This window comes from Marinobacter sp. F4206, from assembly GCF_019392195.1.
Lineage (GTDB): Bacteria > Pseudomonadota > Gammaproteobacteria > Pseudomonadales > Oleiphilaceae > Marinobacter.
This window is the reverse complement of the sequence record NZ_JAHXKI010000002.1, coordinates 1,032,178-1,044,466: the sequence shown is the minus strand read 5'-3', so window position 1 is coordinate 1,044,466 and position 12,289 is coordinate 1,032,178. Positions and strand designations below refer to the sequence as shown.

Annotated in this window: 10 protein-coding genes; 7 read left to right on the top strand and 3 right to left on the bottom strand. The window is 58.6% G+C overall.

Annotated elements, in window-relative coordinates; genetic code table 11:
* The first annotated feature begins 12 nt into the window (after positions 1 to 12).
* From rimP to pnp, 7 genes are all read left to right on the top strand, one after another.
* Positions 13 to 474 (top strand): ribosome maturation factor RimP, encoded by a 462-nt coding sequence (gene rimP, locus KZO34_RS07225; RefSeq protein ID WP_219475054.1) that lies wholly within the window; start codon positions 13 to 15, stop codon positions 472 to 474.
* A gap of 57 nt (positions 475 to 531) precedes the next feature.
* Entirely contained in the window at positions 532 to 2,025 is a 1,494-nt protein-coding gene (gene nusA, locus KZO34_RS07220; protein ID WP_219475052.1) for a transcription termination factor NusA, read from the top strand.
* A gap of 18 nt (positions 2,026 to 2,043) precedes the next feature.
* On the top strand, positions 2,044 to 4,599 hold the full coding sequence (gene infB, locus KZO34_RS07215; RefSeq protein ID WP_219475049.1) for a translation initiation factor IF-2: 2,556 nt from the start codon (positions 2,044 to 2,046) through the stop codon (positions 4,597 to 4,599).
* Positions 4,599 to 5,024 carry a 30S ribosome-binding factor RbfA gene (rbfA, locus tag KZO34_RS07210; RefSeq protein ID WP_219475043.1) on the top strand — a complete coding sequence of 142 codons (426 nt, stop codon included), beginning with the start codon at positions 4,599 to 4,601 and terminating at the stop codon, positions 5,022 to 5,024. The genes infB and rbfA overlap by 1 nt, the downstream gene beginning before the upstream one ends.
* Complete coding sequence (gene truB / locus KZO34_RS07205) at positions 5,021 to 5,950, top strand: tRNA pseudouridine(55) synthase TruB (protein WP_219475040.1); 930 nt, start codon at positions 5,021 to 5,023, stop codon at positions 5,948 to 5,950. The genes rbfA and truB overlap by 4 nt, the downstream gene beginning before the upstream one ends.
* A gap of 78 nt (positions 5,951 to 6,028) precedes the next feature.
* A complete protein-coding gene (rpsO, locus tag KZO34_RS07200; RefSeq protein ID WP_219475037.1) occupies positions 6,029 to 6,298 on the top strand; it encodes a 30S ribosomal protein S15 in 270 nt (89 codons plus the stop codon).
* A gap of 361 nt (positions 6,299 to 6,659) precedes the next feature.
* Positions 6,660 to 8,774 carry a polyribonucleotide nucleotidyltransferase gene (pnp, locus tag KZO34_RS07195; RefSeq protein WP_257900344.1) on the top strand — a complete coding sequence of 705 codons (2,115 nt, stop codon included), beginning with the start codon at positions 6,660 to 6,662 and terminating at the stop codon, positions 8,772 to 8,774.
* A 195-nt stretch (positions 8,775 to 8,969) separates the two neighbouring features.
* On the opposite strand, the gene KZO34_RS07190 is transcribed toward pnp, so the two are convergent.
* The 3 genes from KZO34_RS07190 to KZO34_RS07180 form a co-directional block, all read right to left on the bottom strand.
* A complete protein-coding gene (locus tag KZO34_RS07190) occupies positions 8,970 to 9,869 on the bottom strand; it encodes an alpha/beta hydrolase (protein ID WP_219475031.1) in 900 nt (299 codons plus the stop codon).
* Positions 9,839 to 11,704: an Lnb N-terminal periplasmic domain-containing protein gene (locus KZO34_RS07185; protein WP_219475028.1), complete on the bottom strand. Its 1,866-nt coding sequence runs from the start codon at positions 11,702 to 11,704 to the stop codon at positions 9,839 to 9,841. Before KZO34_RS07185 ends, KZO34_RS07190 begins: the two co-directional genes overlap by 31 nt.
* Positions 11,705 to 11,791: 87 nt before the next feature.
* Positions 11,792 to 12,256: a DUF3015 domain-containing protein gene (locus KZO34_RS07180; RefSeq protein WP_219475024.1), complete on the bottom strand. Its 465-nt coding sequence runs from the start codon at positions 12,254 to 12,256 to the stop codon at positions 11,792 to 11,794.
* Positions 12,257 to 12,289: the final 33 nt, after the last annotated feature.

The following is a 12,289-nucleotide window of genomic DNA, read 5'->3' as shown; positions in this document are numbered from 1 at the left end:
AGACGGCATAACTTGTCAGCCAAGCTTAAGCAACTGGAAGACATTCTTCGGCCGGTGGTCGAAGGCCTGGGCTATGAGTTCTGGGGGATTGAATATCGCTCGCAGGGTCACCACTCGAAACTGCGGGTGTTTATCGATGATGTCGAGAACGGCATTTCGGTTGAGGACTGCGAAAAAGTCAGTCGCCAGATCAGCGGCGTGATGGACGTGGAAGACCCGATCCAGACGGAATATACCCTGGAGGTTTCCTCGCCCGGAATGGACAGACCGCTGTTTCGCCTGGAGCAATATGAAGCCTTTGCGGGCCATCAGGTCCAGATCCGGTTGCGCATGGCGTTTGAAGGCCGTCGCAAGTTTCAGGGGCTGATCAAGGGCGTTGAGGGTGATGATGTGATTCTGCTGGTCGATGACCACGAGTATATGCTGCCGTTCGATAGCATCGAGCGGGCGCACATCATCCCGGTATTTGAATGAACACACCTGAACAAAAGTCAGTGGACGCACAGTTTATTTTGAGGGCAGGGCAATCGAATGAGTAAAGAGATCTTGCTGGTGGTTGAATCCGTCTCGAACGAGAAGGGAGTCGAGAAGGATGTGATTTTTGAGGCGATCGAGCTTGCGCTCGCCACCGCTGCCAAAAAACGGTACGAGGACGAGGAAGCCGATATCCGCGTTTCCATCGATCGTCGTACCGGCGAATATGAAACGTTCCGTCGCTGGCTGGTCGTCGATAACGATGCAGTTCCGGCCCTGGGTACCGAGCTGACCTTGCAGGAAGCGGAAGAAATTGACAGCAACCTGAAGCCCGGTGACATCCACGAAGAGAAAACCGAATCCGTCGCCTTCGGCAGGATTGGTGCTCAGGCGGCCAAGCAGATCATTTTCCAGAAAGTTCGGGAAGCTGAGCGCACCAAGATCGTCGACAGCTACCGTGACCGTGTCGGTGAGCTGGTGTCCGGGACCGTCAAGAAGGTCACCCGTGACAACGTGATTGTGGACCTGGGCGCGAACGCTGAGGCGTTGTTGCCCCGCGAAAACCTGATCCCCCGGGAAACTTTCCGCATGGGCGATCGGGTTCGCTCGTTGCTGCTGGAGATTCGGACGGATCATCGCGGTCCGCAGTTGATCCTCAGCCGCACCGCGCCGCAAATGCTGATTGAACTGTTCCGCATTGAAGTGCCCGAGATCGCAGAAGAGCTGATCGAGATCCGTGGTGCCGCCCGTGATCCCGGCTCCCGCGCCAAGATTGCAGTAAAAACCAATGATCGCCGGATCGACCCGGTCGGCGCCTGTGTCGGTATGCGCGGGTCACGCGTCCAGGCGGTGTCCAACGAGTTGGGCGGTGAGCGGGTCGATATCGTGCTTTGGGACGATAACCCCGCGCAGCTGGTGATCAACGCCATGGCACCGGCGGAGGTGGCTTCCATTGTCATGGATGAAGACCGCCACACCATGGAAGTCGCGGTTGCGGAAGATAACCTGGCGCAGGCGATCGGTCGTAACGGGCAGAATGTCCGGTTGGCGACCGAGCTGACCGGATGGACTCTGAACGTGATGACCGAAGAAGAAGCCGGCGAGCGCCAGGAACAGGAGTACAATCGTCTGGTGGATCACTTCACCAGTAATCTGGATGTGGACGATGAATTCGCCGGTGTCCTGATTGATGAAGGCTTTACGTCCATTGAAGAAGTGGCCTATGTGCCGATGGAAGAAATGTTGGCGATTGAGGGCTTTGACGAAGACACCGTCAGCGAGCTTCGTCGCCGCGCCAAGGACGTTTTGCTGAATCAGGCGCTGGCAAGTGAAGAGGCGCTTGAGGGCGCCGAGCCGGCAGAAGATCTTCTGGGAATGGACGGCATGGACCGCAGCCTGGCATTCAAGCTGGCCGGTATGGGCGTGCGGACTATGGAAGATCTGGCGGAGCAGTCGGTAGGCGATCTGCTCGAGATTGAAGGTATGGATGAAGAGCGTGCGGGTCAGTTGATCATGACGGCACGTGCCCCCTGGTTTGAAGACCAGGCTTAATTCGGGAGGAGGACCAGTATGGCTGAAGTAACGGTAAAACAACTGGCCGAAGACGTAGGCGCTCCCGTGGATCGTTTGCTGAAGCAGATCGTTGAGGCGGGCCTGAAAGCCCGTTCCGAAAATGATTCTGTGTCCAGCGATGAGAAGCAGCAGTTGCTGGCCTATTTGAGAAAGAACCACGGTGAGGCGGACTCAGAACCGCGCAAGATCACCCTGAAGCGCAAAACCACCACCACACTCAAGGCGGGTAAGGCCAAGACCGTCAACGTGGAGGTTCGCAAGCGCCGCACCTACATCAAGCGCGCTGAACTGCAGCCTGAGGGTGAGGCGTCTCAGCCGGAAGTTGCGGAAGAGGAGCGTAAGCCGGAGTCGGCTCCGGTCGCGGAAGCGCCGCAAGCAGCCGCCGCAGAGCCGGCACCTCAGGCTGAGGCCGAGACTCCTGCGCAGCCGAGTGAAGAGGCTGCCCCGGAGCAGGCCGAGCCGGTTGCAGAGGAAAAACCGAAGAAGGCGGCCGAGCCCGAACCGGTTCCGGCGCCGGAAGATATGCCTATCCCGCCACCTGAAGGGGAAGGCAAAGACAGGAAGCCGAAGAAGAAAAAGGAAAAAGCTCGCGAGCGCGGCGATGAGATTGAAGAAGGCAAGCCGAAGAAGAAATCGGCAGGCCATCGTGGTCCGCGCAGCCGTCCGGTGGACGAGCCTCTGGTGATTTCCGAGGACGAAGAAGATACCACCCTGCGGAAGCCGCTGCGTGCGAAAAAGAAACCCAAAGAGAAGCGTCATGGCTTCGAGAGGCCGACCAAACCAATGGTCAGAGAAGTAGAGATTCCCGAAACGATCACCGTAGGTGACCTTGCCCAGCGTATGGCGGTCAAGGCCGCAGACGTGATTAAGACCCTGATGGGTATGGGCGTGATGACCACTATTAATCAGGCGCTGGATCAGGAAACTGCTGTTCTGGTAACTGAAGAGCTGGGCCACAAGGCAAAGACCGTCAGCGACGACGCTTTTGAAGAAGAAGTGCTGAGCGAGTTTTCCTTTGAAGGGGGCGAGAAAACCAAGCGTGCCCCGGTGGTCAGCGTGATGGGTCACGTTGACCATGGTAAGACATCGCTGCTGGATTACATCCGTCGCACCAAGGTTGCCTCTGGCGAGTCCGGCGGTATCACTCAGCACATTGGTGCTTACCACGTTGAAACCGATCACGGCATGGTGTCGTTCCTGGATACCCCGGGCCACGCGGCGTTTACCGCTATGCGTGCTCGTGGCGCCCAGTGCACCGATATCGTCATCCTGGTTGTTGCAGCGGATGACGGCGTCATGCCGCAGACCAAGGAAGCGGTTCAGCATGCGCGCTCCGCGGGCGTTCCGCTTGTCGTGGCCATCAACAAGATGGACAAGGAGGGTGCTGACCCCGATCGCATCAAGAGTGAACTGGCGGCCCTGGAGGTTGTGCCGGAAGACTGGGGTGGCGATGTCCAGTTCGTCCCCGTTTCCGCACACACCGGTGACGGCATTGAGGCACTTCTGGAAGCGGTCTTGCTGCAGTCTGAAATCCTTGAGCTGGAAGCCTCTCCGGATGCGCCGGCCAAGGGTGTTGTGGTCGAGTCCAGCCTCGAGCGCGGCCGTGGTTCCGTCGCCACTGTACTGGTTCAGAACGGAACCCTGCGCCAGGGCGACATGGTTGTAGCCGGTTCCTACTTCGGTAAGGTTCGGGCGATGACCGACGAAGCCGGCAAGCAGGCCAAAGAAGCGGGACCGTCCATTCCGGTGGAGATCCTGGGGCTTAACGGTACGCCGGACGCGGGTGACGAATTCTTCGCTGTGGCGGACGAGAAGAAGGCGAAAGAACTCGCCGAGTTCCGTCAGACTCGTGAGCGTGAGCAGCGTCTTCAGCGTCAGCAGGCTGCCAAGCTGGAAAATCTGTTCGAGAACATGGGCAAGGACGAGGTCAAAACCCTCAATGTCGTGCTCAAGACCGACGTTCGTGGCTCGCTGGAAGCCATTACCAAGGCGCTGCAAGACCTGGGTAATGACGAAGTTCAGGTCAAGATTGTTTCGTCCGGGGTTGGTGGTATTGCCGAGACCGACATCAGTCTGGCCATGGCGACCAACGCGGTCATCTTCGGTTTCAACGTTCGTGCGGATGCGGCATCCAAGCGGCTGGTTGAACAGGAAGGCCTCGACCTGCGCTATTACAGCATCATCTATAACCTGATTGATGATGTGAAGGCAGCCCTTACCGGCATGCTGGCGCCGGAATTCCGCGAGGACATCGTCGGTATCGCCGATGTGCGTGACGTGTTCCGTTCGCCGAAGTTTGGTCAGGTCGCCGGTTGTATGGTGACTGAAGGGACCGTATACCGTAACAAGCCGATCCGCGTCCTGCGGGACAACGTGGTGATCTTTGAAGGCGAGCTGGAATCCCTGCGTCGCTTCAAGGACGACGTCCCCGAGGTTCGTAACGGCATGGAATGCGGTATCGGCGTAAAGGGCTATGACGTGAAGGTCGGTGACCAGATCGAAGTCTTCGACCGCGTCCGAGTCGAGCGTAAGCTCGAGTCCACGGGGGCCTGATGCCAAGAGAGTTCAGTCGTATTGATCGTATCGGCGATCAGATGCAGCGGGAACTGGCCCAGCTGATCCAGCGGGAAGTCAAAGACCCGCGGGTCGGCATGGTCACGGTCAATGCGGTCAAGGTGAGCCGTGACCTCGGCTATGCCGATGTTTACGTGTCGCTTCTGTCTACCGAGGATCTGACCGAGGAGTCCCCGGAGGTTCAGGATTCCCTCAAGGTACTGGCCAAGGCCTCGGGTTTCCTGCGAGGCCAGGTCGGACGGGCGATGAAGCTGCGGGTCGTTCCCCAGCTTCGGTTCCACTTCGATACCCTGCAGGGATACAGCCGCAAGATGGACAGTCTCATTCGCAAGGCTGTCGGCGATAAGCCGGCGGTCGACCGCGATGGCGATGACAGCCAGAATGATCCGGAGCAGAACGCTTGAGCCGCAGACGCAAAGGTCGTGACGTCAACGGAATTCTGGTGATCGACAAGCCTGTGGGGATTACCTCCAACGGCATCCTGCAGCAGGTCAAGCGCCTGTATGGGGCCGCCAAGGCAGGTCATACCGGTGCGCTGGATCCGTTGGCAACCGGTGTGCTGCCGCTGTGTTTTGGCGAGGCCACCAAGTTTTCCCAGATGATGCTGGACAGCGACAAGGCCTACATAGCAACCGCGCGCTTGGGCATCCGGACGGAAACCGGAGACAGCGAAGGCGCGGTGGTTGAAGAGAGACCGGTTGCCGCGGACCTGTCGCCAGAAAACCTGGAGTCCGTTCTCGACCGCTTTCGTGGCGATATCCAGCAAGTTCCCTCCATGTACTCAGCGCTCAAGCACAAGGGGCGCCCGCTTTATGAATACGCCCGCGAGGGTATCGAAGTGGAGCGTCCCGCCCGGCCGGTGACGATCTATGATCTGACCCTACTGGCGGTGCGTGAGAACGAACTGGACGTTGCTGTAAGCTGCACCAAGGGTACGTATATTCGCTCACTCGTTGAGGATATTGGGGCGGCGCTGGGTTGTGGTGCCCATGTGACGGCTTTGCGCCGAACCATGGCGTCCGGATTTACCCTGGATAATGCCCATGACGTCCCGGAACTGGAGGCGATGCGAGAGCGCGGCGAGAGCCTTGACGGGCTTCTGGTAGCGCCGGATGCCGCACTTTCGATGTTCCCGGAAGTGAAGCTGGCGGGGCCTTCGCTGGTGTCGATATTGAACGGACAACCAGTTAGAATAACCGGTCAATCTCAGGAAGGTTTCGTGCGCGTGTATGGCAACGAGGGCTTCGTGGGGTTGGCGGAAGCAATCACCGAAGGTGAGGGGGTCAAGCTGGTCCCACGCCGATTGGTGAAGAACAGCGACAAACGCTAGGCGTGTCGCTGGTTAGCCGGGCTGTAGAGATGCGCGGTTCGGCCGTATTCGAGAGCATCGCAAACAATGAGGTGAAATATGGCACTTTCTGCCAGTGAGAAGTCACAGATCGTTAAGGATTTTCAGCAAGGTGATGGCGATACCGGTTCTCCTGAAGTTCAGGTTGCACTGCTGAGCGCCAACATCAACAAGCTGCAGGATCACTTCAAGACCAACAAGCAGGATCACCATTCCCGCCGTGGTCTGATCCGGATGGTAAACCAGCGTCGTAAGCTGCTGGACTACCTCAAGCGTAAGAACGCCGACCGTTACCTGGAACTGATCCAGCGTCTGGGTCTGCGTCGCTAATCCGGTCTTTTCGACCTGAAGGCTGCTCTGGCTAAGGCCTGAGCATGCCGGCAGCCGGTAGATCCTTTCGAGGTTCTGCCGGTTGTGCTTTTCTCACCAAGTAAGACTGCAGTGGCTGTGTCAGTGAGTTCGACGGATACCCTGTCGTAATGGAAAGCCGAAATTGATAGCAGGTTGTTGAAAAGCCCGGGTGGGTCTGAGTTGAGCACCCATCGCTCTCCGGGGTTTTGCAACAGCCTGTTAGCTTTCAGACGGGTTGCCTTTCGGATCATATGGCTGACACCTGCAGACCAACGACCGCACGCATGGGCGTGTAGGTTGAATCTATCTGACATAGAGTGATCAGGAGTTTTTTGTGGATCTGAAACCTGTAAAGAAAACGTTTGAGCTGGGCGGCAAGACCGTCACTCTCGAAACCGGTCGTATTGCCCGTCAGGCTACCGGTTCCGTTCTGGTGACCATCGATGACGTATCCGTACTGGGTACCGTGGTAGGCGCCAAGGAGCCCAAGCCGGGCCAGGGCTTCTTCCCGCTGACGGTTAACTACACTGAAAAAACCTATGCCGTTGGCAAGATCCCGGGTGGTTTCTTCAAGCGTGAAGGTCGTCCTTCCGAGAAGGAAACCCTGACCTCCCGTCTGATCGACCGTCCGATTCGTCCGCTGTTCCCGAATGGCTACATGAACGAAGTGCAGGTCGTGCTGACGGTCATGTCTGCCAACAAGACCCAGGATCCGGACATTGCTGCCATGCTGGCGGCCTCTGCAGCACTGTCGATTTCCGGTATTCCGTTCGACGGTCCCATCGGTGCATCCCGCGTTGCGTTCACCAATGAGCGTGGCTACTTCCTGAACCCGACTTTCGAAGAGCTCGAAACGTCGCTGCTTGACATGGTCGTTGCCGGTACCGAAGACGCGGTCCTGATGGTCGAGTCCGAGGCCAAAGGCCTGACCGAAGACCAGATGCTGGGTGGTGTTCTGTTCGCTCATCAGGAAATGCAGGTTGCGGTTAGCGCGATCAAGGAATTCGCTGCCGAGATTGGCAAGCCGCGTTGGGAGTGGACTCCGGAAGTTGAAAACACCGAGCTGCTGAACGCCATCAAGGGCGAATTCGCCGGGGCCATCGAGGAAGCGTACAGCATCCGCGACAAGATGGAGCGTTATGCTCGTCTGGGCGAGATCAAGACCGCTGCCGTTGAGAAGTTTGCTGGCGAAGAGGAAGGTCAGCCCTCCGGTGACGAGGTCAAGAAGTACTTCGGCAAGATCGAGAAGTCGGTTGTCCGTCAGCAGGTCATTGATGGCAAGCCGCGTATCGATGGCCGTGACAACAAGACTGTTCGTCCGATCGAAATCGAAGTAGGCGTTCTGCCCAGCACTCACGGTTCGGCCCTGTTCACCCGTGGTGAAACTCAGGCCATCGTAACCACCACCCTGGGCACCGCTCGTGACATGCAAATCATCGATGCCCTGCATGGTGAGCGTAAGGACCCGTTCCTGTTCCACTACAACTTCCCTCCGTACTCCGTTGGCGAAGCCGGTCGTATGGGCAGCCCGGGCCGTCGTGAGATCGGTCACGGTCGCCTGGCGAAGCGTGGTATCTCCGCGGTTATGCCCACCATCGAAGAATTCCCGTACACTATCCGTGCGGTTTCAGAGATCACCGAATCCAACGGCTCCAGCTCTATGGCGTCGGTGTGTGGTTCCAGTCTGGCCCTGATGGACGCAGGTGTTCCCCTGAAAGCGCCGGTTGCCGGTATCGCCATGGGTCTGGTCAAGGAAGGCGACAAGTTCGCGGTCCTGACTGACATTCTGGGTGACGAAGATCACCTGGGCGACATGGACTTCAAGGTTGCCGGTACCAAAGACGGTGTTACTGCCCTGCAGATGGACATCAAGATCAACGGTATCACCGACGAGATCATGGAGCTGGCCCTGGAGCAGGCTCAGGAAGCGCGTCTGCACATCCTGGGTGAGATGAACAAGGTCATCGCCGAGTCCCGTTCGGAGCTGTCGGCACGTGCACCGAGCATTACCACCGTCAAGATCAACCCGGACAAGATCCGTGACGTTATCGGCAAGGGTGGCGCGACTATCCGTTCAATCTGCGACGAGACTGGTGCGTCTATCGATCTGGACGACGATGGCAACGTGAAGATTTACGCGGACAACCAGGAAGCGGCGCAGGCTGCCGTTAACCGGGTTAAGGAAATCACTGCGGAAATCGAGGTTGGCGCGATCTACAAGGGTCGTGTTGAGCGCATCGTCGACTTCGGCGCGTTCGTCAACATCCTGCCTGGCAAAGATGGTCTGGTGCACATTTCACAGATTTCCGAGCGCCGTATCGAGAACGTGACTGACGAGCTGAGCGAAGGTCAGGAAGTTTTGGTCAAGGTACTGGATGTGGACAACCGTGGCCGCGTTAAGCTGTCCATGAAGGAAGTTCAGGAAGGCGAGCAGCCGACTGACTTCTCTGCCTGATAGCTAAGCGCTAGACGGTTTTAAGAAACCCGCCTCTCTTCTGGATTGGCGGGTTTTTTTGCTTTTGGAGCCCCTGCTTCGGGGGCGGCAGCTATTGGGAGGCTCTTTCAAAACACGCTACGAGCACGTCCATGTGGGCTTGTTTCGGGCCGTCCTTGGCCCTCAACAGTTTTGAAAGAGCCTCCCAATAGCTGCTCAAAACCTGTCACTCGCCTTTGAGAGAAAATCGAGGACGATTTTTTTGTAGGCGGGAATTACAAAGGTTGCAGCGTGTGGCGTGTCGGTCTGCAGGAACTGTTTTGGCTCTTCTGCCGCTTTGTAGAGCTCTTTGCCGTGGTGGAAGGGGATGATGCCATCGCGGACGCTGTGGATGACCAGTGTGGGTACGGGGCTGATGTCGTCGATGCGATCGACGCCCTCGTACTCGGCTGGAATTGTCCAGCTCAGGGGGATCTGGAACAACCAGGTCAGCCAGAAACTGTCCAGCTTTTCCCTGGCAATGCCGCGAAAGCCTGAGAAAGTGCCATCCAGTACCACGCCCTGGATTTCAGGCCCCTCGTCCCGTTTCACCCATTCGCTGGCCAGAGGGATGCCGAGTGCTCCGCCCAGGCTTTGGCCCAGGAGAAACACCGGGGTGTCTTGAGTCTCCGGTTTCCCTGCCAGCCAGCGCATGCCCGTCTCCACATCATGGAGGGCGCCTTCAATGTCCGGTGCGCCGGTGGACTTGCCATAGCCCCGGTAATCGATGGCGAAGACGTTGTAGCCCTCCGTCGGCAGCCAGGCGACGTTGAGGATATGACTGCTGATGTTCTGGGCGTTGCCATGGAGAAAATAGACGGTGCCCTTGGTGTCTTCTTGTGCGGTTTCTGCCGGAAGCCACCAGCCATGCAGGGTTTCACCGTCGGGGGTGTCGAGGTAGATGTCCTCGTAGGCCAGGTTCAGCCGGTCCGGGGTAATGTAGGTCACCTTGTCCGGGAAGAAGAACACGCCGCTGCAGCCGCTTTGCAGCAGGGCGCCCGTCATCACCACCAGGGCAAGCGCACCGGCCCTGGTTCTTGCGACTGTTAAAAGTAGGCGTGGAGTCCGGCTTGCCATGTGCTCTGGTACCTGTCGAAGTGGTCTTCCCGGGTGAATTCGGCAAACGCGCTGAAATCCCGGCCGAGATGCCAGTTGCCGCGGGCATAGACCTGGTCCTGTCGATGCTGGCTGCTGACGATCCAGGCTTTGGTTTTGGCGCCGGCAATCAGGCTGAACCGGTTGTTCTGATGCAGCAACCCGAGGTCTGCGCCCGGAGCAGCGTCATAACCCCGGTCGAGATCGTCGTCGATTTCAAGGTCGGCCGTGGCGATGGCAAACGCCTGGACCCGCTTGCCCAGCATCCAGCTGCCTCCGGCACCGCCCTCGAGATAAGGCGTCAGAACCCGCTTGCTGCCGGTGTCCGTGCGCCGTCCGCCAAAGCCGACCTGCCAGGACAGCGGCGAGAAGAACTGATCTCTGGGGCTCAGGGAGCGGATTTCCACGCCGATCAGCTGTTCCAGCTGCAGTTCGTCATTGTCAGTGTAATAGCGGGCATCGAGCCGAAGGAACTGGAGTTGTGCCCCGGCACGGTAACCGGCCGGCGGATCCAGAACGTCGTGATAGGCCGGGCGGAGGGTCAGTTGGGTGTATTCCCGGTGGGCCAGTTGTCCGGCTCCAATGCTCGCGCGGAAGGTATTATGCCCCTGATCGTCACGGATGGCAGGTTCAGGTGGCAGGGCCGGCGCGGTGGCATCGTCGATCCGGCTGCGCTCGGTCAGCAGGTCGTGGGACAGGGGAGCGGCGAATTCACGTGGCCAGCCCTCGGCCTCGCTCTGATAGCGCACGTAGTCGTAGGTAGCATCCAGCACATGGGCCCTTTCTTCCGGGCTTAGCTCCCGGACTGCTTCTGCGCCGGGCTCAACGTAGCCGTTGGCTACCGCGGCGGCCAGCGTCTGATGATCGTCGGGCAGGGTCTCCAGGCTGTAGGCGACGGAGGTTGCCGCGGAAGGGCGGTAGTAGACTTCGGCCACCAGATCCTTGTCGACCACCCAGCGAACGGTGTCGGAGGGAATGGCGTGGGTGCTCACTTCAGCCAGCAGGTCGGTGCCGGGCCGTGCTACATCAATCAACGCCAGCAGGCGGTAAGCGCAATTCTCATCAAAGAAGTAGTAATCGAAGTTGTGGTCCCGGATCTCCCAGGCATGTGCCAGCATCAGGTCGACTTCTAGTTGGGTCAGGTTGAGCTTGTATTCCCAAAGGTCCCGATGCTCGATGTCCGAGTACAGACGGATTTTTTCGTAGTACGGCTGCACGGTCGTAATGCCTGGGTACCCACCAAAGATGCCCTTGTAGGCAAACAGGATTTCACTGTCGTGGGCGGCGGCATCCGCCGCATAGGAAATGGTGTTGGCCAGCAACAGGTTGGTTTCCTCGTCTTCCTGGGGCGGGTCGAGCCGGAGGAAGGTGTGTCCGAACATGGACGAGGGGCTGTTCAGGTACGAGGCAGCGAACACCAGCGTGACGGTCTCGGTGTTGAGGGTGTCGGTCCATTCCTCGTAGGCCGGGCAGTTGACCTCGGGTAGAGAAAGTTCGAGTTTCTCCCGGAGCCAGGTTGTTCGCGCGGGAAAGCGGCATTGGGCGTGCCCGTCGCCATTGCCGGGGCGCTGGATCGCGGCGAGTGTCGACTCAATTTCAGACCTCGGGGAGTGTTTGCCGTTGTCACTCAGGAAAAAGTCCGGGTCATCGGCCTGGCTGGTGAAGCCGCCGCCCAGAGTATCGGGTTGGTAATGGCCCAGTGTCAGCCAGGCTGGATCCTGAGAGAGTGTTTGGGTATTCCGGGGGGTGTCTGCCTGCACAGGCACGGTGAGGGCCAGCCAGAGCATGGCTGGCCCAAGGCGAAGCGTATAGCCCATGGGTGTTTGATGCGTCCGGATCTGAGAGCGAATGGGTCAGGATAGCGCGCCGTCCCTGGCGCATGAGCATCCCTGTACGAGGCAGAATTAAGCTGCGACGTATTTGCTCAGTGAATCGTTTTGCTCCAGAAGGGCAACGATGGCATCAACCGCTTCGCCAGAGGTGGTATCAGAGCTCGGGAAGATGGTCGCGAAGTTGTCCTGAAGTACCTTGCGGAAGGCGTCACGATCAGCGGAATCAACGCCCAGCAGAACCGCCAGGGTGTCCAGGTTCTCACCGGTACCACGGGACATGTCACGGGCCACCTTGTCGATGTTGCTATCCATGTACATGGCCATGGACTGGACAGCCTGGTTGGTCTGACAGCCCAGGGTGCCCGTGGTCATGCCAAAGGTCTGGTTGCCAAAGGTGCCGTTGGTTGTGGCGGCGAGGACGTGGGGGGCAATACCGGACTGTCCCTTCCAGACCATTGCGCCAATGCCACAGCCTGGCTGTGCGAAGGCCATAGAAGAGGCGCCCAGAAGAATTGCACCTGCGATCAGTTTTTTCATTATCCACTCCTTTATGTGGTTTAGCTGTCGTCG

Coding starts and splice junctions, on each gene's coding strand:
- KZO34_RS07190 (WP_219475031.1), bottom strand. CDS start 9,869: ATGGCAAGCCGGACTCCACGCCTACTTTTAACAGTCGCAAGAACCAGG.
- KZO34_RS07180 (WP_219475024.1), bottom strand. CDS start 12,256: ATGAAAAAACTGATCGCAGGTGCAATTCTTCTGGGCGCCTCTTCTATG.
- rpsO (WP_219475037.1), top strand. CDS start 6,029: ATGGCACTTTCTGCCAGTGAGAAGTCACAGATCGTTAAGGATTTTCAG.
- KZO34_RS07185 (WP_219475028.1), bottom strand. CDS start 11,704: ATGGGCTATACGCTTCGCCTTGGGCCAGCCATGCTCTGGCTGGCCCTC.
- rbfA (WP_219475043.1), top strand. CDS start 4,599: ATGCCAAGAGAGTTCAGTCGTATTGATCGTATCGGCGATCAGATGCAG.
- nusA (WP_219475052.1), top strand. CDS start 532: ATGAGTAAAGAGATCTTGCTGGTGGTTGAATCCGTCTCGAACGAGAAG.
- infB (WP_219475049.1), top strand. CDS start 2,044: ATGGCTGAAGTAACGGTAAAACAACTGGCCGAAGACGTAGGCGCTCCC.